The sequence below is a fragment of the Secundilactobacillus silagei JCM 19001 genome, assembly GCF_002217945.1.
In the GTDB taxonomy this organism is placed as follows: domain Bacteria; phylum Bacillota; class Bacilli; order Lactobacillales; family Lactobacillaceae; genus Secundilactobacillus; species Secundilactobacillus silagei.
The window spans coordinates 173470-198811 of sequence record NZ_BCMG01000001.1; the positions used below are offsets into that span (position 1 = coordinate 173470).

The following is a 25342-nucleotide window of genomic DNA, read 5'->3' on the forward strand; positions in this document are numbered from 1 at the left end:
GGCAAAAAATGGCTGATGAAGTAAAACTTCCTGCAGATAGTTTTGAACCTCTTGATAAGTCAAAACATCTCGACAGTGAAAAAATTGCAGCGCCTAATCTGACTTTTATGCAAGATGCATGGCGTCGCTTAAAGAAAAATAAAAGTGCTATTATTGCGATGATCATCCTCGTGATCTTCTTCGTGTTGGCGTTTGGTTCAGCGTTTATTTCACCGCATAATCCGAATGCAGTGAACCCGCAGCTGGCAAACTTACCGCCCAAATGGCCGGGAGTTAACATTAACGGGGTCAACGGGACGCTGGTTCAAGCAGGTAGCCGGGTCAATGCGTACCAGGCTGCTGGTGCCGGTGCCGGCGTGCACTACTGGTTAGGGACCGACTATCTTGGCCGTGATATGCTTTCCCGGATCCTCTTTGGGACGCGAATTTCCCTGACTGTTGCGGTGGTCGCCACAGCGGTAGACTTACTGATCGGTGTGAGTTTCGGTCTGTTTTCCGGCTGGAAGGGCGGCTGGATCGACAACTTCATGCAACGGGTGATTGAAATTATCATGTCAATTCCAACGCTGGTTGTCGTTGTGCTGTTAATTTTGATTTTAAAGCCCGGCATGACGTCGATCACGCTGGCCATCGCGTTTTCAAGCTGGACGACCATGGCCCGGCTGATACGTGCCCAGACGATGGAACTAAAGGGACAAGAGTACGTGCTGGCGGCGCAGACGTTAGGTGAAAGCTCAATCAAAATTGCCTTCAAGCATCTGCTACCAAACCTGTCCAGTATCATTATCATTCAAACGATGTTCACCATTCCGAGTGCGATCTTCTTCGAAGCCTTCCTGTCCTTTGTCGGGATCGGGATCAGTGCACCGCAGGCTTCGTTAGGGACGTTGCTGAATGACGGGCAAAAGAACTTTCAGTTCCTGCCATATCAAATGTGGTATCCAGCAATCGTGCTGTCAGTGATCATGATTGCCTTTAACATCTTCGCTGATGGGTTGCGTGATGCCTTTGATCCGCAAACGAAAGAGTAGGTGAAGTTAAACTATGCAAAGTAAAGAAAACATTTTGGAGGTCAATCACCTCAAAATCAATTTCAAAACCTACGCGGGAACGGTCAAGGCGATCCGAGACGTTAGCTTTAATTTGAAAAAGGGTGAGACCTTAGCCATCGTTGGCGAGTCCGGTTCTGGTAAGACGGTGACGACCCGGTCCATCATGGGGTTATTAGCGAATAACGCCGTGGTTGCGGGTGGTAACGTCTTATTTCACGGTCAAGACGTTTTGAAAATGTCACAAAGAGAACTGGAAAACTTACGTGGGGCAAAAATTGCCCAGATCTTCCAAGATCCCATGACGTCGCTGGATCCCACCATGCGCATCGGCCGGCAAATTGCCGAACCGCTGATGGTGCATAAAGGGGTTAAAAAGGCTAAAGCCATGGCCCAAGCCTTGGAAATGATGAAATTGGTTGGTATTACGGATGCGGAGAACCGGATCAACGACTATCCGCACCAATTTTCAGGCGGGATGCGGCAGCGGATCGTGATTGCCATTGCGCTGATCAATTATCCAGAGATCCTGATTGCCGATGAACCAACGACTGCTTTGGATGTGACCATTCAAGCGCAGATCCTGGATTTGATGCGTGAGCTGCAGGATAAGATTGAAACTTCGATTATCTTTATTACCCATGATCTGGGCGTGGTTGCCGGCATGGCGGACCGCGTGGCTGTCATGTATGCGGGTAAGATCGTTGAATTTGGGACCGTCGATGAGATCTTCTATAATCCAAAGCACCCATACACGTGGGGACTTTTGAGCTCAATGCCTACCTTGGATACCAACGGTGATGAACTGCCATCCATTCCTGGCACGCCACCCGATTTGCTGGATCCACCAAAGGGTGATGCTTTTGCTGCGCGGAATTCGTACGCCTTGAAGATCGACACGGAAAAGGAACCGCCATTCTTCAAAGTTTCGGATACCCACTACGCGGCCACCTGGTTATTGCATCCGGACGCACCTAAAGTCACGCCACCAGAACAAATTATTGAGCGGCAAAAAAAGTTTGCTAAAATGCAGCAGCAATTAGAAGATAAAAAGTTGCACCATAAAGTTGAGGAAACGGAGGAACAGCCATAATGGAACTGGATAACGCTAAAAAAGTGCTTGAAGTCAGCCATTTGAAACAGTACTTCAACATGGGTAAAAAAGACGAAGTCAAGGCTGTTGACGATATTTCCTTCGACATTTATGAAGGTGAGACCTTTGGACTAGTCGGCGAATCCGGTTCGGGTAAGACCACTGCAGGTCGGGCGATTATTCATCTTTATCAGCCGACTAGCGGTTCGATTAAGTTTAATGGCCAAGAAATTGTTGGCCTAAAAGATCACAAAAAGATGCAGCAGTTTCGCCGGGACATGCAAATGATCTTTCAAGATCCCTATGCCTCACTGAATCCACGGATGAAAGTTAAAGACATCGTGGCTGAAGGCATCGACATTAACCATCTGGCGAAAAATGATGACGATCGCAGTAAGCAGGTGGCGGACCTCTTGGCCACTGTTGGTCTGAACCGCGACCATGCCAGCCGGTATCCTCACGAATTTTCCGGTGGGCAGCGGCAACGAATCGGCATTGCGCGAGCACTAGCGGTTCAGCCGAAGTTTATTATTGCTGATGAACCAATTTCGGCGTTGGACGTTTCGATTCAAGCACAAGTGGTCAACTTGCTGAAGAAATTACAGCGTGAGCGGAAGTTAACGTACCTGTTCATTGCCCATGATCTGTCGATGGTCAAGTACATCTCGGACCGCATCGGCGTGCTGCATTATGGCCGGATGCTGGAAGTCGGCACTTCGGATGAAGTTTATAATCACCCGTTGCATGACTATACCAGAAGTTTGCTGTCGGCGGTGCCGGTACCCGATCCAGAGTACGAGCGCACGCGGACGCAGATCAAGTATGACCCGAAGTACGAGGATGGCTCAAAGAAGCGTGAATTAGTCGAAATTGTCCCGCATCACTTTGTCCAGTGCAGTCAGGATGAGATCCCGATGTATCAGGAAAGAGCGAAAGAGATGGGACTGAGTGTTAGAGCGTAGAGCGTGAAAGAACACGGGTTGATTCCAGAGTATAAGGACACAAAAACAGGTTTCCCTGAACTGGGGGAAACCTGTTTTTGTGTCCTTATACGGCCGGAATCAGTGTTCTTGAACGCGTTTCAGCTAGATAAAAGTGAACATCCAACTATTCAAACTGTGCATCATACAGCTTCTTATAAGCCCCGTCAGCCTTCAGCAAACTCTCATGAGTGCCTTTCTCAACCACCTGTCCATTTTCCAGCACGATGATCTGATCGGCATCGTGAATCGTGGACAGCCGGTGGGCAATCACTAAGGAAGTCCGGGATTCCAGCAGATTATTCAACGCGCGCTGAATCGCCTTTTCAGATTGGTTGTCCAGACTGGCGGTGGCTTCATCTAAAATGATGATCGGCGCATTTTTCAGCAAGGCTCGGGCGATTGACAGCCGCTGTTTTTGACCGCCGGAAAGCTTGACGCCCCGTTCACCAACTTGCGTGTCTAGTTGATCAGGCAGGCCCTGGATGAAGGTGTCAAGGTCGGCGAGTTTGGCGACTTGCCAGACCTCATCGTCGGTAGCGGTGGGCCGACCGTACAAAATATTGTTGCGAATACTGCCATCAATAATGAAAATATCTTGGGAAACGATGGCGATATTTTGCCGTAACGACGCAATATCAATGGACTGAATCGGCAGGCCATCAATGGTGATGCTGCCGGATTTTAAGTCGTAGAACCGGTCGATCAGGCGGGTGATGGTCGTTTTACCAGAACCAGACCGGCCCACCAGTGCGGTAGTCTTGCCATAGGGGATCGTAAAACTAATGTCCTTTAACGTGGCGTCATGACTATCGGGATGCTTCGCCGCGTCGTAATTGAAGTTAACGTGGTCCAAAACGATACCCTGGGAGAATTGCGGAAATGGTTTCGGATCAGCAGCGTTTAACACTTGTGGTCTTTCTTGCAGGATTGATTGAATCCGCCCGTAAGAAACCAGGGACTGCTGGAGCTGATTAAGTAGCCGGGTGAAGGCCTGAATCGGGGACTGCACCATGGCAACGTAGCTCAAATAGGCGACCAGTGCCCCAACTGTGAGCTGCCCTTTGATGATAAAGTAAGCGCCTAAAGCCAGCACAATGGCGATTCCTAACGTATTGATCCCGTCAATTAAGGGCGAAAAGATCGCCTGGTTACGGCCAGCTGTGATCATATCTTTGCGGTTGGTGTCCGCGAAGTGATCGAACCGACTTGCTTCAGTATCTTCACTGTTGAAACTCTTAATGAGGTCGATCTGCGTTAACGTCTGCTGCATTTGGTTAGACATCCGCGATTGAGAACGACGAGCGTTCATGAAGGCCGTCCGGATTCGCACCCGAAAGACCCGGTAGACGATAAACATTAGTGGGAAGGTTAGGCTGACCGCCAGTGCCATTTGCCAGTTGATGTAGAAGATCAGGGCTAAAACGCCAATGAACGTGAACAGGTTGCCCACCATGTTGAGCATATTAGCGGAAATTAAGCTTTGCAGGTTATTAATATCACTGGTGAGTCGAGTCATGAGATCCCCGGTCTTGCTGGACTCGAAAAACGTGGTATCCAGTTTTAATAGATATTCATACAACTGGTTACGTAAGTCGGTGATGGCGTTTTGACTCATGATGGTCATGTAGTAGGTGGAAATGTAGTTGAACACCCCCAGCACCACCGCTGTTAGCAACAGGATGACGATGGCTAAAATCAGCCACTGAAAATTACGCTGCGGGATCACTTTATCGATAATGAACTGTTCAATCTGCGGCATGACGAACTGCAGCAGCGTGATCACTGTTAAGGCCAAGATGTTTAGGACCAGTAACCAGCGCTTTTTGAGCACTTTGCTGAACACAAAGCGAAACATTTCAAGCAGTGACCCGTCTGTTTGAGTTTTCTCAGTCTTGTTTGACATGTTACTCCCCCCCGTTATTTGTAATTAATCCGTCCGTTAATGTAGCACAGCCACACCGGTACTTGCAACCAAAAGGGTTTGGAACCAAAAAGGCGACTTTCCTAAATTGCCGGAAGTCACCTTTTATCTTTTTGAAACTCAATCTAATTGATCATCCACGCGGTTATAGTAAGCCACGGAAATGTCATCACCGCGAACTTTCAGCTTAGTGACGGAACCGTTCAGCGCAGAAACGGCGATGTTGATGTCGGGCTGGAACCGTGACACGATGCTGCGGATGGTCGTACCGTGGCTGGCCACTAAGACCTTATCGCCGTCGCTGCATTCGGCCATTAACCGGTCAAAACCCGGTTGTAACCGAGCCCAGTACGTGGCGTTATCCTCAGCGTCATGGTAGGGGTCCAAAGCGGCAATGCGGTCTTTCATGCCCTCAATGGTATAAGCCGTGATCATGGCGTTAAATGTATCGTTGCCATCGGGGCCGCCAATCATGTGCCAGGACTGCAGGTCATCGTTACCTTCAAAATAACCGAAGTTTTCTTCTCGAAAGGCTGGTTCAACAGTCGCTTCTTTAACCGTGCCGCTGTTAGCTGCCAAAATGTACTTAGCGGTCCGCTGTGCACGGAGTGAGTCGCTGGTATAAGCCTTAGTAAAGGGAATCTGTGCCAGTCGTTGTCCTGCATCCTGGGCATCGCGGACGCCCTTATCAGTGAGTGCGGAATCGATCCACCCTTGAATCCGGTGGTATTTGTTCAAAACGGTTTGCCCATGACGGACAAAGTAAACGTCAAAATTAGCCAATGGTTGTTGCCTCCGATAATAGATTATTAGTTGAGTTTACCCAGTTCTTGGCGAATCCGGGCTGAATCTTGCTTGTTACTGGTGAAGAGGATCCGGTCGTTTAATTTCAACGGGGTGTCACCGCTGGGCCGAACGAAACGCTGATCACGGTAAATTTGCGCGATGGTAATGTCGTCAATGAAGGGCAGGTTGCGCACCTGAATATCGACGTATTTGCGGTTGCGCAGCTGAACTTCGTAGACGGATGCCGTGGTCGACGTGATCAGTTCGATGGTGGATGGTGTTTCGATCAGACTTCGCAGCATACTGATCTGCACATCAGCATTACTATAAACTTCCACACCCATTTTTGATAAGGTATCTTTACGTTCATCGAGAATGTTAGGATCCTCGAATCTGGCAATCACTCGAGGCACCCCGTACTGCTTAGCCGATTTGGCCAAGCGATAATTTTCCTTCGAGTTGCTTTGACCGAGAATGATAATGTCGGTGTCGAAAACGTCTTGTTTGACCAGGTCGTCAGGGACTAGGTTTTTTAACAAATGGACGTCAACTTCACTGTTAAAGGCCCGGTAATTACGTTCCTGATCCGTGTACATATGAATATCATAGCCGTTTTCCGTCAGTTGCTGAGCCACGGGCACGGTCAGCAGGTTGGTGCCGATAAAGTGCACGGTGAGCGGTTTAGCATCAGCCGGTTCAACGCTGTAGCGGCTATTGAAGATCAGCGGGCCAATGACGCAGGTGAGAATGGCAGCTAACAGAAAGGCGCCGGACTGCTGGGCAGTAATGCGGTGTAAATGCTGTGCCACTTGCAGGATGGCTAGCACAACGGTCAATGTAGTCGTCGTCATGGCTGTTCCGGCAAAGGCGTTACCTCCTTTGAACCGGAGCCGTAAAATTGGATAGACGGCGATTTTGGCCACTAAATAAGCCAGCAAAAAGACGGGAATCAGAATCAAGGTTTTCGGATCAGCCAGTAGGGTCCGCAGGTTCAATCCCACACCACTCATAATGAAGAAGATCGGGATAAAGAAGCCGTACCCGATGGAGTCTAACCGCACTTTAGTCTCTTCGTGAGGCTGCAGTAACTTGATAACGATCCCAGCTAAAAACGCACCTAAAATGCCTTCAGCACCCACTGATTCAGCAATCGTGACTAATAACACGATGACGAAAAACGACAGCCGGACATCCAATTGAGTCGTGGATTTATTGATGCGGTCAAAGAATTTGAAGAATGGTTGAAACCGCCAAACTAATACCGCGGCGGCCAATAGAATCAGCAGTAAGAGCCACAGTGACTTAGAGGTTGGACTGTAGACCGAAGCATAGAAGGTCAGCCCCAGCATGGGTACCACTTCACCTAACGCCGAAATCAGCAGAATGGTTTGCCCAAAAGGTTTACTCAGCAATTCCTTTTCTTTTAGTGCCGCAATGACGATTCCCAGTGAAATGGTCATAAATAAGATCATGGCCAGCCACAAATCAGAGAACAGTCCCGAGAGTTTCAACAACCCAGCCAGGATGAATGCCATCACGATGATCGTGGCATAGCTCATGAACGCCAATGCTACCGGTGAATACTTGGGGGCGTTGACGGACTGCTTTTGTTCCAGCGGTGTCAGTTCATTGCGCTTGCGGCTGAACAGGCTAAAGTCAATTTCTAGTCCGCTCAGGAACAACAGCACGATCACACCGACGTCCTTTAACATACTCAACGTGGCGTTGCCATGAATAATGTTCAACAGGCTGGGCCCCAAGATCACCCCAACGATGATCTCGATGACCGCGGTAGGCAGCAGGGTTAATTTAAACCGGGCCATAACTAGCGGAATGACCAATGCCGCTAACAGAATAATCACTAATGAAAGTTGATCCATAATATTACCTCGAATTTAAAGGGTTTTAATGAAGCGTGTTTGTTTCTTATTAGATGTAATTAGTGCTATACTTGACTATCGAATTTATGACTGGAGGGCGCTATGGCAGAGACGATTAAACAGCAAGAACAAGCACATTTAAATGTGGTGATTGATAAGATTAAAATTGCTCAGGCTAAATCGCAAGAACGAATCGACAACGCAAAGTCAGATGAATCGGGTATTCGTAATAACCTGGTCAACGAATTGCGGCTAAAGACCGATTCCTACGAAGGCATCATGGAAACCGGCCTGTCCGTTCATCAGCAGCAGCAACAGTTAAATGAGCGTCAAAATAGCTGGCAGCATGCCACCGATGAATTAAATACGTTGAAGAAAATGGAGAAGACCCCCTATTTCGCGCGGATCGATTTTCATGAAGAGGGCGAACCCAAAACAGAGGCGATCTATATTGGACTGGCATCGTTTTCGGATGAACCTGATCGTTTTCTAGTATATGACTGGCGTGCGCCGATTTCTAGTGTTTATTACGATGGTGGCCTCGGCAACGTGACCTACCAGACGCCCGATGGCGAGCAAACGGTCAATCTGAAGCTGAAGCGTCAGTTCCAGATCGTAGACGGGAAGATCAAAACGGTGTTTGACACCGAAGAAGCCGTGGGTGACGCGATGCTGCTGGATGCGCTGAGTGAAAAGTCCGATACCAAGATGAAGAGTATCGTGACCACCATCCAAAAAGAGCAAAACCAGATCATTCGTGATACCAAGTCCGACCTGCTGTTCGTTCAAGGGGCGGCCGGCTCCGGGAAGACCGCGGCCGTGCTGCAGCGTGTTGCTTGGCTGCTGTACCGGTATCGCGGGAAGTTAACTTCTGGCCAAGTGATCCTGTTTTCACCGAACCAATTATTTAACGACTACATTAACCAAGTGTTACCAGAACTTGGTGAACAAAATATGGTTCAAATGACGTATTACCAATACACCGGCCACCGGGTCCCTAAGCTGTCAGTGGAAACGCTGGCGCAGCGCTTCAACGAGGATTACAGTCCGGCTGAGGAACGAATCGACTCACTGAAGGGCAGTCTGGCCTTTTACAATGCCGTTACCGCCTACGCCAACCATTTGGAAAAAGAGGACATGATTTTCCGCAATATCAACTTCAAGGGAAAACCGTTCTTTACCAAGGAAAAGATTCACGACATTTATTACAGTTTTAATGAAAATTATCGGCTATTTAACCGGCTAGACGGCACGCGCGAACAGCTGATCAAGCTGCTTAACCGGCGGATCAGTTCTGAAATGCGGGCCAAGTGGGTCGAACAAGCCGTGCAGGACCTAAGCGCGGAAGAAATGAACCAGATGAAGGGCGAAGATCCTAAAGAGATTGAAGACGCTGACAAGGAATACAAGTTCTATGCCCGTAAGATCGTCATGAAGGCCTTTGCGCCCATTCGCCAAGCAGTCGTCCGTAACCGCTTCTTGAGTATCAACGGGCAAATGATCCATATGCTGCGCAGTATTCCGGCGATCATTAATTTGGCGGACTATGACATCACCAAGGCTGACTGGAAGGCCAGCGTTGAGCGAGCGATTAAAGAACTTAAGCAGTCTAAATTAACGTTGAGCAACATTTCACCCTACCTCTATTTGTACGATAAGATGACGGGCCACAAGGGTGAAAAAGAGATGCGCTACGTCTTCATTGATGAAATTCAAGACTACACGCCATTCCAGTTAGCTTACCTGAAGTTTAGTTTTCCACGGGCTAAGTTCACCCTGTTAGGGGATCTGAACCAAGCTATCTTTACCAAGGAAAACAGCAAGACCTTGCTAAGCGAACTGAGCACCATGTTCGATCCGGAAAAGACCCGGGTCGTGCAGCTAACGCAATCTTACCGGTCAACGGAGCAGATTACCGACTTTACCCGCCATATTCTAGTCAATGGTGAAGCGGTGAAAGCCTTTGACCGTAACGGCGCGCTGCCAGTCATCAGCGTGCAGCCGGACCACCAAGCAACCTTGGACCGGCTGATCAAGCAGCTTAAAGAAAACAACCATGAAAAAGAAACGACGGCAATTATTGGCAAGACGTTAGCTGAATGCCGGAATCTCGCCAAAGCATTGCATGACGCCGGGGTCAAAGCCACTTTGATCCAGTCGGAAAATCAGCGGCTGGCACCAGGCATCATCGTCGTGCCATCCTTCCTGGCCAAAGGTTTGGAATTTGACGCGGTGATTGTCTGGGAAGCTTCTGATCAGACTTACCATGACGATGGCGAACGGCAATTGCTGTACACCATCTGTTCGCGGGCGATGCATCAGCTGACCGTGCTGGCAACGGGGACGCTATCGCCACTGTTTGACACGGTGCCAACGGATGAGTATGTCAGAGAATAGGGCTTATAAGAGGCGTTAAAATAGGTTTAAAAAGCGATTGGATCCGTTAGTGGTCCGGTCGCTTTTAAATCATCACCGGTTATTGCATTTATAATATAGCGCTTACTAGATGGCTCGTGTATAATAGGATTCAATTTAGCATTTACGGAATATAATGAGGCTGACACGAATGATGGATTTGATGAATTACGATGTATTTAGCAAACGCGAATGGCGCGACTTTTATCAGGACGCATCAGTACCATTGACTCAAGCGAGTCTGAGACAGATCAAGGCTTTTAATGACCGTATCTCGCTGCAGGATGTGCAGGATATTTACATCCCCCTGGTTCACTATCTCAGACTGCTGATCAAGCACTTTGATGAGTGGCAGGATTCTAAGGCCGGCTTTTTACGGCAGAAGCCCCGGCACGTACCCTATATTATTGGCATTGCCGGTAGTGTGGCGGTGGGGAAGAGTACCACGGCCCGGCTGCTGAAAGTGCTGCTGAATCACTTTTTCTCAGACCAGCGGATTGAAATGATCACCACTGATGGGTTCCTGTATTCCACGGCGGAATTAAAGAAGCGTGGGTTGATTACACGCAAGGGCTTTCCGGAAAGTTACGACATGAAGGCCCTGATTACCTTTTTAAACGATGTTAAATCGGGTAAGCAGCTGATGGAAGTTCCGGTCTATTCCCACAAGATCTACGATATCGTGCCCAATGAGGTACAGGAAATCGAGCGGCCGGACGTGCTGATCATTGAAGGCATCAACACGCTGCAACTGCCCAGTTCGGAACAGATTTACGTTTCGGATTTTACCGACTTTTCCATTTACGTGGATGCCCGGCCTAAATTGATTGAGGAATGGTATCTGGAGCGGTTTAAAGCCCTGCTGAAGCTGGCGGAAAACGATCCGGATAACTACTATCATTCCTATACTAAGATGCCGTTAAAAGACGCGGTGGAAGAAGCCAAGAGTATTTGGTTCAACGTGGATCTGCCGAACCTGGAAGATTATATTTTGCCGACTCGCAGCCGGGCGAACATGATCATTCATAAAGGTGAGCAGCACATTATTGATCAGGTGATGCTGCGGAAGTCATAATGGTGGCGGGAATGTCTGGTAAACGTAACCGTTAACAAGTTGAATGGGTCGCTTTGATTAAAATGTTCGTTAGAAACCGAACAATTAAAACTTGCTCATTTTGATTGACCGTTATTAGAACAATCTGTATAGTGTAACTAATGGTTTCAAACCCTGTTTGATATAAGAAAGGTGTGAATGGATTGGCAAAGGTGGATTTATCGTCCTTTGATAAGATCATTGTGCTGGACTTCGGTTCACAGTACAATCAGCTCATTACCCGTCGGATCCGTGACATGGGTGTCTATTCTGAATTGATGGCCCACACGATCACGGCAGACGAGGTTAAGGCTCTTAATCCCAAGGGTATCATCTTCTCTGGTGGTCCCAACAGTGTTTACGCTGAGGATGCATTACGAGTCGACCCTGAGATTTTTAAGTTAGGGATCCCCATTCTGGGAATTTGTTACGGAATGCAGTTAATGGCTTACACGCTCGGTGGTCAAGTGAAGTCTGATAACGGCCAATACGGTCGTGCAGCCATCACGGTGACCAGCGATGACGCCAAGTTATTTGCCAACACGCCTAAGGAACAAAATGTGTGGATGAGTCATGGTGACTTAGTAACTAAGGTGCCTGAAGGCTTTACGGATGTTGCCACCAGTCGTGACTGCCCAATTTCTGCTATGCAGGATACGGAACGTAACTTCTATGGCATTCAGTTCCACGCCGAAGTCCGTAACACAGATTACGGTAACGAAATTCTGAAGCACTTCGCCTTTGACGTATGCCACGCTGAAGCGAACTGGTCAATGGATGACTTCATTGATCTGCAGATCCAGCATATTCGCGAGACTGTTGGCGATAAGAAAGTGCTGTTAGGCCTTTCTGGCGGGGTGGATTCTTCTGTCGTCGGTGTGCTGTTACACAAAGCCATCGGTAATCAGCTGACCTCCATCTTCGTGGACCACGGTCTACTGCGGAAGAACGAAGCCTCCCAAGTGATGAACAGTTTGAAGGGTAAATTTGGTCTGAACATCGTTGAAGTCAACGCTGCTGACCGGTTCTTGTCCAAGCTGAAGGGTGTCAGTGACCCTGAAAAGAAGCGGAAAATCATCGGTAACGAGTTCATCCAAGTGTTTAACGATGAAGCTCAAAAACTGAACGGAATCGACTTCTTAGCGCAAGGCACGCTGTATACCGACGTGGTTGAATCTGGGACTGATACCGCGCAAACCATCAAGTCGCACCATAACGTTGGTGGCCTGCCAGAAGACATGCACTTCCAGTTGATCGAACCATTACGGACCTTATTCAAGGATGAAGCCCGTGAATTGGGTGAAAAACTCGGCATGCCTTCAGAGCTGGTTTGGCGTCAGCCATTCCCTGGTCCTGGTTTAGGAATCCGTGTGCTGGGTGAAATTACACCTGAAAAGTTGGAAATTGTCCGCGACAGTGATTACATTCTTCGAGATGAAATCAAAAAAGCCGGCTTAGACCGCGATATCTGGCAATACTTTACCGTCTTACCAGGTTTCCGTTCTGTCGGTGTCATGGGTGATGGCCGGACCTACGATTACACAGTCGGTATTCGGGCCGTAACCTCTATTGATGGGATGACCGCAGACTTTGCACATATTCCATATGATGTGCTGGCGAAGGTTTCTACTAGAATCGTAAACGAAGTGAAACACGTCAATAGAATTGTGTATGACGTTACGAGCAAGCCGCCGTCGACAGTTGAGTGGGAATAAGGTTCCTGCTCGGTAAATTGAATTTAAGATTGTAAAAAGCCCCGATTTATTCGGGACTTTTTGTTTACCTAAATTTTATAGTTGATTTTGACTAATAAAGAAGTGACAGGGGAAAATAATGAAAATTAAACGTATAGTTTGGATAGGTGCCATGATTGCATTTTTAGGTATTGGTTTTTCAGTAAATTCACAGACTGCACATGCTGTAAGGTATTCTTGGAGAAACAGCCATTGGGTCACAATTACGAAGGATGTTACAGTATTAAAAATTAGAACAGTTTATCCTAGATCATCAAGTTATTCAGTGGACAGTTATACAGCTCAACGTGGTGAACATTACAAGCTAGCTCATTGGGGTGTTGATTTCTCGTGGGTTTTACAATCAGGAAAGTTTAGGGGAAATTCTAAATATATTTATGTAGTAGATGCCAGTGAAAATGGTGGTTGGTTCAAAATGGGAATTCATCATTTGAAGAATTATAAACTTTTACATGGCTTTCGAATGGCAATCAATGACGATTATAGTTTCAATACTAACTATGATACAAACTCACATACGACTTTTTCGTTAAGACGACCCACTCAGAAATCTAAAGTGATGTTTGAACCGCGGACGCATGCGATACCAACTCACCATAAGTGGACAGTCTATAAGGAACATAATGATGCTGAGGTAGATTATCAATATTATAATGGTTCTTGGCATAAGGTCGCATCACGGAAGGCTACAATATGGTATTAAGAAATAATTTCTAAATTAAGTTGATTTCTGAATCAGTAAAGAATTGATATCGCATTGTTTTATTTGTTTTGGTGAGATATTTATTAAGAAGGATGTTGAACTTGCTACAGTCTCTATGTCGATGGATTTGTTAAATGATTAGCACTTTCTGTAGTGCTTTTTTAGTACTAGCTATTTTTCCCAACTTTCCATAAGTGTATGATTATTAAGTGGGAGGGCGATAATTTTGAAAAAATTAGTTCTAGTTACATTGTCTTTAATCGTAGGGTTAGTTGGTGGTTTATCAGCAGTCGGTAATACGGCTAGTGCGTCAAGCTTACAAAGGGGTTTACCACGGGCTTTACGGAATAGTAAATGGCAATCAAAGTCTCGGTACATAAAAGGATTACATGAATATCGATCAGCTACATTAGTTTTTCATAAAATGTCGATTGTTCATTATGGGCCTCAAAAGGGTGAACCGGTCGATATTTATGGTTTAAGTTACAAATATGCTGGCCATCATATTTATGAATTGCATGGTCATCTTGAGAAGCAAGCGGTAGCGTTGGGACTACATTGGGCTGGTGAAGTTAAAATTTACAGCAGCCATAAAATCAATTACGCAGATTGCAATATAACGGAAGATGGCCAGATTTTTACCAACAATCTTGCAAATACAGTCTATAACCGAAAATAACTCTTAATTTATGTACTTAATGGAGCTTTTATATGTTTTCTAATTCCGCCGAAAGATACATTCACTTCAAGATCTAAGACGATTTTAGTTCACTAAAGTATAAAAAGTTTGGGTCAGTAAGTTCATGTTGATAGAGAATGTTTTCCAGTTTTAAAATTAAAAGGAATCCTGAATTTTCAGGATTCCTTTTTATGTGGGATGATATAAACAATTCTTGTAATTTGTAAAATAAACAAGTCGTGAATAGTTGTTACTACTCTGAGTCGTGCCCAGTTACACTAATTTTTTGAGCTACAAGCGTAGGTACAGTATTTGATCCACCAGCTTGAGTATCGTAATCTTCACGATCACCCAATACACCATTAATAGTTACGTAGTCATCTTTGACTGCGTCAGTGGTATCAGGATAATAGATCATGAATAAATCATTTGAGTAGTCATCCGTATACACAAGTAAAGTGGTAGCGCCATCGCTTTCGTTGGCTTGAAGCACTTCGGCATTTGTAATGTCGTATGATTGCCCATTGTAATCATCTGATTTAAGTAGCTCACCATAAGATAACTTATTTCCGGCTGCTTCTGTAGCATCATAATCTGAAGCTGAAATACCTGCAACGGAGTCATTAGTAAAATCACCAGTGTCGTCATCATCTGAATCCTCATCGCTAGAATCCTCATCTTCATAATCTGAGTCATCATCCGAATCTTCTGTATCGTCAGAACTTGAATCGTCTGGAGTTGAATCATTAGAACTGCTGTTATCATACGATCCCGCAGCTTCAGTGGTGGAACTAGAACTATTAATAGCATCTTTTGCTAATACGAAGGCAAAAAGAAAGAGTGCGGCAATTAGAACTATTGCCAGTCCATGTTTATACCATGGCTTTTTAGGCTTGGCTTTTTCCGGAATGTAAGGCTTAAATTCATTATGAAATTCTTTTTTGGGTGTTTCAGAAGAAGGTGTAACGATGTTCTTCGCACCAGTTTCGTCTTGATTTATCTTTGTGTCATTGTTTTGAGGATAAAATACTTCGTTTGGTCGTTCGTATTGTTTCTCGAGTGTTACAGATACTTTTTTTAAGACTGGTTGCTTGAGACCACAGTACGGACAAAACTCGGCTTCGTTAGGTAACTCCTTACCGCATTTGACACAAAATTGTTTTTCCACTATATATTCCCCTTCATATAAATAAAATAAGTGCGCTTATCTTCAAACTAGTTGTAGCAGTTAATGAGCGTTTCATCTTGTCTCCCACATGAATCTAGGCTTGTAGGTAGGGTTAGATAAATTTAAGTTATTAAAACAGGATCAAATATTTTGAACACGTAGATTTAAAGTTGAATTTTTGTTATCACTCCCAAGCTTATGAAATGTACGGAAACGGTTTTTGAAATTAAAAGAAAATATTGAAGGAGTGTTGACATAAAAAGTCTGAGCTTAGCTTTCTCCAATTAAATTTAAATGTTAACCAGCCAATACTGATTGTTATGTATTTTACACATTTCATTCTTCTTTAACACATCCACAATTAACGTAAGTATAAGTATAGCAAATCTTAATCCATTTTTGGACAAGTATTTGATATTCCAGAAGTAAGTGATCTTATTTTTAGTTAAGACGAGTGTTATATCGTTAAAGAGGGAAATTAGGATACTAAATCTTATATTTTTATTTTCTGCTTATTCTTGGTAGTATTAACTAATAAAAAAGATACACAAAAATGTGTATCTGAGCAATATCATTTAATAATAGGTTGATGCATTATAAATCGAATCTTTATGTACTTAAACCTGTACCCGCAACAAACTGTGTACCCAATTATCATACAAACGGATGCTGTCATTTTGCCAGGTATTAGTTGGTTTAGATGCCGAAAAGTAGTTTTTAGGCATCTGAATTGGCAGTCCCTTCTCACGGTCACGATTAAATTCATTAAACAAAGTGTTGGTTTCGTACTCTGGGTGACCACTAAGATAGGTTGAACGTGTCTGTTTGGATGCTAAAACTACCGGACCGGCTTCTGGGTCACTAGCTAATACATCCAGTTGCGGATCGTTAATGTGACCAAGGGTGGCATGACGTGATTGTGGCATTGATAACTGATTGAACCCAGCTGTCAGTTCAGTCTGCTGGTCAATTCTGCAGCGATAAACACCGAATAATTTTTGAGAGATAATCCGCTTATTAATACCAAAATCAGCATAGATACCGGCTTGGGCGGCCCAGCATTCAAAGATTGATTCACGGACATGATCGTGACGCCAGTTGAGGAGGGTTTTGAATTCATTCCAGTAGTCAACTTGTTTATATTGAAGTTCTTCTACCGGTGCGCCGGTGACAACCATGCCATCAAAATGATGGTCGTAAACGTCAGCCAAAACGGCGTAGAATTGCTGCAGCTTAGCTTCTGGTGTGTGCTTGCTATGATGAGTTGCCATCCGCAAAAAAGTGACTTCTACGTCCATTGATAAATGGCTAAATAAGTGCACAAATTGCCGTTCAGTTTCCAGCTTATTTGGCATCAGGTTGACCACCAAAAGTTTAACTGGTTGATTGGTGCAGACTGTATTGTCTACGTGTTGTTTTAAAAAGCCATTTTTTAATTGCACTGTCATATGTCATGTCCTCCTTTGAATAGAATAAATAAAAAACGTCTCTAGCTGTTAAATGCAGCTAGGGACGTTTTTACGCGGTACCACCCATCTTTGCAGTAGTCTCACAACCACTGCCTCAAGAGTACGAATACTCAGCAGATATCGGTGCCCCGTGGCGGTAGCCTTCACGACCCCGTCAGTCTCCAAGTTCATCTTCGTCATGCCACCCGGTCCTGTTTCAGCAATATCAGGACTCTCTTTCTCTAGGTGTTATGACTACTCTTCTCATCGTTGATTTATTATTGATCTATTTTTCTAACTATTTTCTAATCTATCACAGAAACCGTTTTCGGTCAAATGTGAGAAGCAACCAATCATCCTTTCCTATTTCTAATTGACTAATTTCTATTATTCTTATTATGTTATATTTAATACAAAGTTATTTTTATGTTTATTTTGAGGGAACTGATTAAATCTATTTAATCTTGTTTCCTAGATTAGTATTAACGGATTATTATTTTTGATTTTATCAATATGACCAATAAAGAATCTTAATAAGAGGTTACTAAAATGGATTATGAAGAGATTTCTAAAGCACTTATTAAATTTCGGGATGAACGACACTGGCAAAAATATCATACTTTGCCAGCTTTAGCGAGAGCTATGTCAATTGAAGCTGCAGAGGTAAATGAACACTTTCTTTGGAAGGATAGTCAACCAGACAAAGAACTGTTTAAGAATACAGAAGATATTGAATCCTTAAAAATGGAAATAGCTGATACACTCACATATGCTTATTATATGTGTGAAAAATTGGGAGTTGATCCTAATGATATTGTGTATGAGAAATTACAAATAAATAAAAAACGGCATTGGAAATTCTAAAATTGGTTAGGAAGTATGATTATGAGCGAGGTTGCAGCACCAGTAATAAAAGAAGCTCAGTATAGTCCGTTGGGGTTAAAGGCGTTCACGGACGAGATTAAAAATACCTCATTAGGTGAACTATTACTTGACTATCCGACTGTCTATATTATTTATAAGAAAAATAAAAAAGATATGTATGATGTTTACGTCGGGGAAACGAATAACATTCGGCAAAGAACGACTCAACATTTGTTAGAAGATCCGAAAACTAGATCTGATTGGGATGCTTTTAGAGCTGATAAAAGCACTAAAATGATCGTTATTGGGCATGATAGGTTTAATAAGTCATTAACTTTAGACATTGAAAATAAAATGATGCTTTATATGTCCGGAGTTAGTAGTGTGGGAAACTTAAATAATCGCCGAGAGAACGATCAAAATAAATATTTCACGGAAAATGACCGTGACGATATCTTTTCTAAGGTTTGGCGAAAACTAAGAAAGCTTGATAATAGACTATTCCCACTAGAACAAATTATCCGTGATTCAGCATTATTTAAAGCGTCACCCTTTCATAAACTAACGCAAGAACAGTTTGATGCTAAAAATCTAGTTCAAGATCGCATCACAAAGGTTTTGTTGGCAGGTGAGGAAGATCAACTCATTTTAGTTCAAGGTGAGGCTGGTTCAGGAAAAACGGTTCTTCTCAGCACAATTTTTTACCAGATGTTTCAATATAGTAAGAGTAAAGATCATTCTCAATTTAGTGACCTTAAGATGAACCTGATTGTTAATCATGATGAACAGCTTAAGGTCTACAAAGATATTTTAATTAAGTTAGGCATCACAGATAGTAAGGATCAAGATACTGTATCAAAAGCAACACGGTTTATTAATAATCATGATTCAAAAAATAAAGTTGATATCGTATTAGTTGATGAAGCCCATTTGCTTTGGACTCAAGGAAAGCAGGCTTATCGAGGTAAAAATCAGTTAGATGATATTATGGCTAGATCAAAAGTTACTGTTGCAATTTTTGATCCCAAGCAAGTTCTAAAGACTGAAGAATATCTTGAAGAAACAGACATTGAGAATATTCGAAATAGGTCTAAAAGCCAAGGTAATTTCATTGAATTAAAAAATCAATTGCGGGTACAAGCAGATAATCAGACCATTGATTGGATTCGCGCAATAACGGATTCACGTAGACAGATATTGCCGTTTCATGCTGATTCAAAGAGGTATGATTTGAAAGTATTTGATGATGCTGCGGAAATGTATAGACAGATCAAGCAAAAAAATGCAGATCAAGAAAATAGTGGCATCTCACGACTGGTTGCAACGTTTGACTGGAAATATACTCAGAACAAACGTAAAGACGGTAAATATTGGATGGTAAATGCAGGCAATTTGAGTTTACCATGGAATCTTCAATTGAAGGCTGAGCGTTCAATTGAAAAATTAGCGTGGCCAGAACAGAGTCAAACCATTGATGAAATTGGGTCAACCTATACGATTCAAGGCTTTGATCTGAATTATTGTGGCGTGATTATTGGACCTTCTGTTACCTATCGTGATGGGCGAGTGCAGTTTGATCCTGAGAAGAGTAAAAATAAGAATGCAACTCGTCAAAGATCTCTAGCGAATGGGGAAAAGGTTGTGGTGAGTGACGAGTTGTTGGCAAATGAACTGAATGTGCTGCTAACTCGTGGGGTTAATGGCTTATATATTTATGCGGTTGATGATGCGTTGAGAAATAAGTTATTTGAAATATTTAGCGCTAAATAAACTAAGATGAATCGAAATGGAAGATAGATCTGTCCTATTTCGATTCATTTTTATTTTTCTAATTAATGTATAAAAAATTATTGTAATTCCTCTATGCATAGGGTATGATTAATTTTAAGATAAATTAATATATGTATAATGGCTTTTTAGATTAATGTAGTAGGTATTTTGTCTAAATTGTTTATTTAAAAATTAAGCTTATCGGTGTTATATGTTTTAGAAGTACGTTAAATCAATGAGGTCAATTTTTTTTGAAGAATTAAATTTATTATACTAGTGTTATATTGTAATAAATTTTTTACGTAGATAACTTAAGGGGTACACCAAGTGGATTGTCCAAATACTGATCGACATTAAAAGCTGAAAAACTTAGGGGTTGTTTTTAAAGTGGCAAAAAAGATTCAGGGTGCTGATGGCAAGATGTATAAACAAGTGAGTACATCTTCTAACGCTGGTGAAGGACGAAAGCGGACTTTAGAAGTGGTGTTAGGCGTTATTAGCTTGGTTTTATCTATAGTTTCACTAGCTTCGGGATTTGGCGTGGCAGCAGTAGCGGATTCATTTGGTGGTGGCGGTTCATATACAATGGAGCTTTTCTTTGGTATTTTACTATCCATCGCAGCTTTTATATTAATATTCTTTCTTAATAAAAAGCATACTTTAATCAGCATTGCTATTATTGTTCTTGGTATTGTGCTTTTATTCTCTTGCGGTAATTTTGGTGTTCTTGGTGGTATTTTTTTCACTATTACTGGAATTATTGCACTCTTTAGAAAGTAGGAAAAGTTAATGTCTAAAAAGCAATTCGTTGATAAAGATGGTAATAAATTTGTGGAAGTAACGCCATGGTATAAAAAATGGTGGGTATGGGTAATTGCAGTACTTGCGATTTGTATTATTATTTGGGCTATCGGTGGGTCAGGCAATGACTCAACTAATAAATCTAATACAGCTTCTAAAGTTGCAGCACATAATACGACTAGCGAAGAAAAAGGTAAATCTCAACAGGGTGCAGCTTCGTCAAAAGCATCATCATCAATTACAGTGGATGATGACCAATATGATATTTCGGATAAAAAGGCTTACAGTGTTGATTATACGAATGAAAACTGGTCTGCTGCTAAAGTTAGCGTTGATAAAGTAACTGTCTACAAGTTAACTAAGGAACACAAATATGATTCAGCTAATGATGGGAAATTTAATATTTCTGGTTTTGTTCGTTTACACTTTATTATTTCCCCAACTAGGGATATTGACGCTTATCCTACGCAAGGTACTGTAATCTATAGTAATGGCGAACAACATGAGGCTGACTCTATGGAAAGCTGGGATGGTGAGATTGCTAAAGGCGTTACAAAATCGGGTAATGTCACATTGCCAATTCAAAAATTAGAAAATGTTAAATCATTAAAGACAGTTAGATTTAAATTTGATACTGATTATGAAACTAATAATGACGACGATGATAATTCTGATCACACATATGACTTCACTATAAATCTTCAATAGTTAATTAGCTTCCTGCTTCTTGGGAGGCATACATATGTCCAAATGCTGATGACGTAAAAAGCTGATTTGATTTCATAAAGGGGATATTAGATTTGGAATATGATGCGGGTCTTGATATCGGTAGTAATTCAGTAGGTTTTGCGGCTTTAGATGAAAACGCACATTTGGTAAGAACTAAGAGTTCAGAGGTCATTGGCGTTCGCTTGTTTGGTACAGCGGCAAAGGCAGAAGAACGTCGAAGCTTTCGTACTACTCGTCGCCGCCTCAAACGTCGTAAATGGCGTCTCGGACTTTTGAATGAAATTTTTAGTCCGCATTTAGCTGAAGTAGATGAGAACTTTTTACCTCGCCTTCGCCAATCTAATCTGGTAAGCTCAGATCCTTTAAAATCGGGAACAAAAAGTTATCTTTTTGGTACAAATGATGATCATCAATTTAGAATAGATAATCCGACTATTTATCATCTTAGAAAGAAATTAATGGAGGAAAAACATCAATTTGATTTAAGAGAGGTTTACTTAGCAATTCATCATATTGTTAAGTACCGTGGTAATTTTCTATATGGTACGCCGGTATCACAATTTAAAACTGGTGAATTAGACTTACAAGGTAATTTTCGGCGGTTAAATGGTTTATTTAAGCAACTAATGCCTGAAACACCCTTTAAACTAAATCTTACTCACTTAGAAAAAGTTGAATCTATTCTTCATGATGATTCTCGACAAAAGTCAGATCGTCAACGTGAACTTTTAAAAATGGTTTATGCACAGTCAGAAGATAAAGTTGAAAATAATATTAATAAAGAAATTGCTACGAATTTATTAAAAGCAATTTTAGGACTCAAAGTAAAATTCGACGTGATTTTTCAAGTTAAATTAGATAAAGATACCAGCAAAGATTGGAGCTTTAGTTTAGCTGATGCAGACGTTGAGGATAAGCAAAATATGTTGTTTGAATCACTTGATAGCAACCAAGTTGAAATCTTTAACATTCTTTCAAGCTTATACAGCAGTTGTCTTCTCACATCAATTTTAAGTGATGGAAATGGTGGTACTTTTGAAACGGTATCGGATTCAATGATACACAGATATGAATCACACAAGGAGCATTTGGAATTACTTAAAACATTTGAGAAACAATTAAACGAAAAAGATGCTCATAAATTAAAGAATCTTTATGACGAATATATTGATGGTGTTAAAGGCAAAAAATTATCTCAAGAGGATTTCGGAAAAGCAGTTAAAAAACAACTCGATGAATCAAAAATTGCTCAAGAAATTGAAGCTGAAATTGATTTAGGTAAATTTATGCTTAAACAGCGAACTCGAGAGAATATTGTGATTCCACATCAACTTCACCAACAAGAATTGGATAAAATTATTGAAAATCAGTCTCAATATTATCCTTGGTTGGCAGAACTTAATCCAAATAAGCAACGTCGTAAAGATGCTAAATACTTACTGGATGAGTTAGTTGCTTTTAGAATCCCATATTATGTTGGTCCACTAGTAACACCTGAAGATCAAAAAAAGGGTAGTAATGCTAGCTTTGCTTGGATGGTTCGTAAAGAGCCTGGCCGAATAACACCATGGAATTTTGATCAAAAAGTTGACAGAATGGCGTCTGCTAACCAATTTATTCGGAGAATGACCTCTACCGATACATTTTTACTTGGAGAGCCAGTATTGCCCTTAAATAGTTTGCTTTATCAACGTTTTATGGTTCTTAATGAATTAAATATGATTAGAATAAATGGGCAGCGTATCACTCTTGTACAGAAGCAAAATGTGTTTGAAACATTATTTAAGAAGCATAAAAATGTGACGATGAAAATGTTACAGACTCACTTTCGAAGTGAAGGAGAATATAAAGCCAGTGAAAGCATTGAGATTACTGGTCTAGCAGATCCGCAAAAATTCAATAGTAAATTAGCAAGTTACTTAGACTTTAAGAATATTTTTGGCTCTCGAGTTGATCAAGCTAATTTACAAAATGATTTTGAAAAATTTATTGAATGGTCAACGATTTTTGAAGATGGTACGATTTATCAAGAAAAATTGAAAACTGTTGAATGGCTGACTGATGAAGAACGGCAGAAGCTTGCACGATTGCATTATAAGGGATGGGGTTCATTATCCCATAAATTGCTTGCTAAGTTAGTGAATGCACATGGCGAACGAATGATTGATGAGTTGTGGAATACAAATCAGAATTTTCAACAAATTCGAACACAAGATGATTTTCAGCAAGCAATTCAGCAAATTAATCAGGGAAATTTAACTGAAAATTCAGTAAATAACCAAATTGATGATTTAAGAACTTCTCCTGAAAATAAGCGAGCAATTCGACAAGTTATTGCAGTTGTTGAAGATTTAAAAAAGGCCATGCATGAAACAGTACCTAGACGACTTTTTGTCGAATTTTCAAGGGATGAGGAAAATCTCAATCACACTCGAACTGTTAGCCGTGCTGAACAGGTTAAACAGGCCTATCAAATAGTTGCTCAAGAAATTAGTGATCTACCAGAATTTAGGAAACAAGATGCTGATGAAAATGGGCGAATGGCAGACAAAGTCTTTTTGTATTATATGCAGATGGGCTGCGATATTTATAATGGTAAGAAAATTAATATTGATGATTTAGAAAATTATGAAATTGATCATGTCATTCCACGATCCTTTATGTGGGATAACTCATTAGACAATCGGGTATTAACAAAATCTATAATTAATAAGCAAAAAGGGGATCAGCTTCCTCAAAAGTTATATGGTCAAGCTCAACATAATTTTTGGGTTAAATTAAACCGATTACATTTAATTTCTAACAAAAAATTTTGGAATCTAACGTTAGACGATTCACGATTAACTAAATATGGTATCCAAGGATTTATTAATCGCCAACTTGTGGACACCCGTCAAATTATTAAGTATGCAGTTGAAATATTGGCAAATAAGTATCCCAATACTGAAATCGTGACAATTAAAGCAGATTTAAATCATCAATTTAGGCAGAATTATCACCTCTATAAAAATCGTGAAGTAAATGATTATCATCATGGTTTTGATGCTTATCTTTCAGGCTTTATTGGACAGTATTTGCTGAAAACGTATCCTAAACTACGTGGATACCTTGTTTACGGTGACTATTCAAAAAAAATATCAGATGATTTTCATCTTAAAAATTTATTGTCAGGTTTTTTTAAGCAATTTAAAGCTGAAGATAAATTGAAAGATCAAAAGGAACCAGTTGATTTATCAATTAATGATCAAAAAGATATTTTTGATTATTTAGTCCATGTTTATTTCTTTAAAAAAGTTTTGATATCCAAAGCGGTTCACTTTGATACAGGGGCACTTTATGGGCAAACGCTTTATAAGGCAATTGATGATACTAGCCATGGTAAAAAGGGTCAGCATAAAACTTTAATTCCTGCTAAGACAAACCGACTAACAACTCTGTATGGGGGTTACACTAAACGATTAGAAGCCTTTATGATACTGATTAAAATTGAAGACAAAAAAGGTTCAATATACCAGCTAAAAGGAATTCCTGTACTCAATCTTTCTGAAATTAAGCAAACATCTAAAACAGAGTTAAAAGCGAAAGTTAAACAGATTCTTTTAGACGTTGATCCTAGGCTTCAATCTAAATCATTTGAGGTATTACTACCTGTTATTCAGAAAAATCAATTAATTGTGGATGAAAAAAAGCGTTTCACAATGGGGAGCAGTACTGTTATTCATAACGCTCAACAACTTGTATTAAGCTGGTATAGTTTAAATATACTCCGTAAAGCACCAAAAAATTTACATGAAACTGACAGTGTAGATTTAATGAATGTCTACGATGAAATTTTAGAACAAGTCGATCATTACTATACTTTATTCGACAAAAATCGTTTTAGAGAAGGCCTGAGGAATGGCAGAGAAAAGTTTGAAAAATTACCGGTGAAATCTGTCTATAAAAAAAATAAATTAATAAAAGTAGGTAAAAGAGAAGTTTTGAGTAGCATTTTACAAGGGTTACATGCTAATGCTACTAAGCCTGATTTAAAAGTTATCGGTATAAAAACACCATTTAGTTTTTTCCAAAATAAGAAGGGATTTAAATTATCCCCCAATGCTCAAATTATTTATCAATCGCCTACAGGTTTATTTGAACGCAAACGTCGAGTAAGTGAAATTAAATAGATAATAAAAAAGAAGCTACCGAATAAACGGTAGCTTC

The 25342-nt window shown here is 41.6% G+C and carries 19 protein-coding genes; 13 read left to right on the forward strand and 6 right to left on the reverse strand.

What is annotated here, in order from left to right; translation table 11 throughout:
• Window positions 1-8: 8 nt before the first annotated feature.
• The 3 genes from CES79_RS00840 to CES79_RS00850 are packed head-to-tail and all read left to right on the forward strand — an operon-like array spanning window position 9 to window position 3104.
• Entirely contained in the window at window positions 9-1031 is a 1023-nt protein-coding gene (locus tag CES79_RS00840) for an ABC transporter permease (protein WP_089136031.1), read from the forward strand.
• A gap of 13 nt (window positions 1032-1044) precedes the next feature.
• Window positions 1045-2142: an ABC transporter ATP-binding protein gene (locus CES79_RS00845; RefSeq protein ID WP_089136032.1), complete on the forward strand. Its 1098-nt coding sequence runs from the start codon at window positions 1045-1047 to the stop codon at window positions 2140-2142.
• The gene (locus tag CES79_RS00850) at window positions 2142-3104 is read left to right on the forward strand and encodes an ABC transporter ATP-binding protein (RefSeq protein WP_089136033.1); all 963 of its coding nucleotides are present in this window, start codon (window positions 2142-2144) and stop codon (window positions 3102-3104) included. The genes CES79_RS00845 and CES79_RS00850 overlap by 1 nt, the downstream gene beginning before the upstream one ends.
• Window positions 3105-3249: 145 nt before the next feature.
• On the opposite strand, the gene CES79_RS00855 is transcribed toward CES79_RS00850, so the two are convergent.
• The 3 genes from CES79_RS00855 to CES79_RS00865 all read right to left on the reverse strand — a co-directional run bounded on the left by CES79_RS00855 (window position 3250) and on the right by CES79_RS00865 (window position 7712).
• Window positions 3250-5028 (reverse strand): ABC transporter ATP-binding protein, encoded by a 1779-nt coding sequence (locus CES79_RS00855; RefSeq protein ID WP_089136034.1) that lies wholly within the window; start codon window positions 5026-5028, stop codon window positions 3250-3252.
• A 138-nt stretch (window positions 5029-5166) separates the two neighbouring features.
• Complete coding sequence (locus CES79_RS00860; RefSeq protein WP_054653761.1) at window positions 5167-5829, reverse strand: histidine phosphatase family protein; 663 nt, start codon at window positions 5827-5829, stop codon at window positions 5167-5169.
• 26 nt (window positions 5830-5855) lie between these two features.
• Complete coding sequence (locus CES79_RS00865; RefSeq protein WP_054653763.1) at window positions 5856-7712, reverse strand: cation:proton antiporter family protein; 1857 nt, start codon at window positions 7710-7712, stop codon at window positions 5856-5858.
• 102 nt (window positions 7713-7814) lie between these two features.
• Here CES79_RS00865 and helD point away from each other — a divergent pair, with 102 nt between their 5' ends.
• The 5 genes from helD to CES79_RS00890 all read left to right on the forward strand — a co-directional run bounded on the left by helD (window position 7815) and on the right by CES79_RS00890 (window position 14356).
• A complete protein-coding gene (helD, locus tag CES79_RS00870; protein WP_054653765.1) occupies window positions 7815-10109 on the forward strand; it encodes an RNA polymerase recycling motor HelD in 2295 nt (764 codons plus the stop codon).
• Between the two features lie 169 nt (window positions 10110-10278).
• Window positions 10279-11202 carry a type I pantothenate kinase gene (gene coaA / locus CES79_RS00875; RefSeq protein ID WP_054653767.1) on the forward strand — a complete coding sequence of 308 codons (924 nt, stop codon included), beginning with the start codon at window positions 10279-10281 and terminating at the stop codon, window positions 11200-11202.
• A gap of 182 nt (window positions 11203-11384) precedes the next feature.
• A complete protein-coding gene (gene guaA, locus CES79_RS00880; RefSeq protein WP_089136035.1) occupies window positions 11385-12935 on the forward strand; it encodes a glutamine-hydrolyzing GMP synthase in 1551 nt (516 codons plus the stop codon).
• A gap of 118 nt (window positions 12936-13053) precedes the next feature.
• Entirely contained in the window at window positions 13054-13677 is a 624-nt protein-coding gene (locus CES79_RS00885) for a hypothetical protein (protein ID WP_089136036.1), read from the forward strand.
• Between the two features lie 226 nt (window positions 13678-13903).
• The gene (locus tag CES79_RS00890) at window positions 13904-14356 is read left to right on the forward strand and encodes a hypothetical protein (protein WP_089136037.1); all 453 of its coding nucleotides are present in this window, start codon (window positions 13904-13906) and stop codon (window positions 14354-14356) included.
• A 253-nt stretch (window positions 14357-14609) separates the two neighbouring features.
• Here CES79_RS00890 and CES79_RS00895 read toward each other — a convergent pair whose 3' ends face one another.
• The 3 genes from CES79_RS00895 to CES79_RS12795 form a co-directional block, all read right to left on the reverse strand.
• Entirely contained in the window at window positions 14610-15524 is a 915-nt protein-coding gene (locus tag CES79_RS00895) for a zinc ribbon domain-containing protein (protein ID WP_159459432.1), read from the reverse strand.
• A gap of 617 nt (window positions 15525-16141) precedes the next feature.
• The gene (locus CES79_RS00900) at window positions 16142-16972 is read right to left on the reverse strand and encodes a homoserine O-acetyltransferase/O-succinyltransferase family protein (protein ID WP_089136039.1); all 831 of its coding nucleotides are present in this window, start codon (window positions 16970-16972) and stop codon (window positions 16142-16144) included.
• Between the two features lie 48 nt (window positions 16973-17020).
• Entirely contained in the window at window positions 17021-17173 is a 153-nt protein-coding gene (locus CES79_RS12795; RefSeq protein WP_159459433.1) for a hypothetical protein, read from the reverse strand.
• Window positions 17174-17521: 348 nt separating this feature from the next.
• On the opposite strand from CES79_RS12795, the gene CES79_RS00905 reads away from it, so the two are divergent.
• The 5 genes from CES79_RS00905 to cas9 all read left to right on the forward strand — a co-directional run bounded on the left by CES79_RS00905 (window position 17522) and on the right by cas9 (window position 25305).
• Window positions 17522-17836, forward strand: coding sequence for a nucleotide pyrophosphohydrolase (locus tag CES79_RS00905; RefSeq protein WP_089136040.1), 315 nt, complete (start codon window positions 17522-17524; stop codon window positions 17834-17836).
• Window positions 17837-17857: 21 nt separating this feature from the next.
• Window positions 17858-19606: a DUF2075 domain-containing protein gene (locus CES79_RS00910; protein WP_089136041.1), complete on the forward strand. Its 1749-nt coding sequence runs from the start codon at window positions 17858-17860 to the stop codon at window positions 19604-19606.
• Window positions 19607-19993: 387 nt separating this feature from the next.
• A complete protein-coding gene (locus CES79_RS00915) occupies window positions 19994-20386 on the forward strand; it encodes a hypothetical protein (protein ID WP_089136042.1) in 393 nt (130 codons plus the stop codon).
• Between the two features lie 9 nt (window positions 20387-20395).
• A complete protein-coding gene (locus CES79_RS00920; protein WP_089136043.1) occupies window positions 20396-21115 on the forward strand; it encodes a hypothetical protein in 720 nt (239 codons plus the stop codon).
• A gap of 92 nt (window positions 21116-21207) precedes the next feature.
• Entirely contained in the window at window positions 21208-25305 is a 4098-nt protein-coding gene (gene cas9, locus CES79_RS00925) for a type II CRISPR RNA-guided endonuclease Cas9 (RefSeq protein WP_089136044.1), read from the forward strand.
• The last annotated feature ends 37 nt before the right edge of the window (window positions 25306-25342 follow it).

Excerpts from the sequence above, each read along its gene's own strand:
- helD (WP_054653765.1), top strand. The coding sequence starts at position 7,815 with ATGGCAGAGACGATTAAACAGCAAGAACAAGCACATTTAAATGTGGTG.
- CES79_RS00900 (WP_089136039.1), bottom strand. The coding sequence starts at position 16,972 with ATGACAGTGCAATTAAAAAATGGCTTTTTAAAACAACACGTAGACAAT.
- coaA (WP_054653767.1), top strand. The coding sequence starts at position 10,279 with ATGATGGATTTGATGAATTACGATGTATTTAGCAAACGCGAATGGCGC.
- CES79_RS00885 (WP_089136036.1), top strand. The coding sequence starts at position 13,054 with ATGAAAATTAAACGTATAGTTTGGATAGGTGCCATGATTGCATTTTTA.
- CES79_RS00905 (WP_089136040.1), top strand. The coding sequence starts at position 17,522 with ATGGATTATGAAGAGATTTCTAAAGCACTTATTAAATTTCGGGATGAA.
- CES79_RS00855 (WP_089136034.1), bottom strand. The coding sequence starts at position 5,028 with ATGTCAAACAAGACTGAGAAAACTCAAACAGACGGGTCACTGCTTGAA.
- CES79_RS00920 (WP_089136043.1), top strand. The coding sequence starts at position 20,396 with ATGTCTAAAAAGCAATTCGTTGATAAAGATGGTAATAAATTTGTGGAA.
- CES79_RS00865 (WP_054653763.1), bottom strand. The coding sequence starts at position 7,712 with ATGGATCAACTTTCATTAGTGATTATTCTGTTAGCGGCATTGGTCATT.
- CES79_RS00850 (WP_089136033.1), top strand. The coding sequence starts at position 2,142 with ATGGAACTGGATAACGCTAAAAAAGTGCTTGAAGTCAGCCATTTGAAA.
- CES79_RS00840 (WP_089136031.1), top strand. The coding sequence starts at position 9 with ATGGCTGATGAAGTAAAACTTCCTGCAGATAGTTTTGAACCTCTTGAT.
- CES79_RS00910 (WP_089136041.1), top strand. The coding sequence starts at position 17,858 with ATGAGCGAGGTTGCAGCACCAGTAATAAAAGAAGCTCAGTATAGTCCG.
- CES79_RS12795 (WP_159459433.1), bottom strand. The coding sequence starts at position 17,173 with ATGACGAAGATGAACTTGGAGACTGACGGGGTCGTGAAGGCTACCGCC.
- CES79_RS00845 (WP_089136032.1), top strand. The coding sequence starts at position 1,045 with ATGCAAAGTAAAGAAAACATTTTGGAGGTCAATCACCTCAAAATCAAT.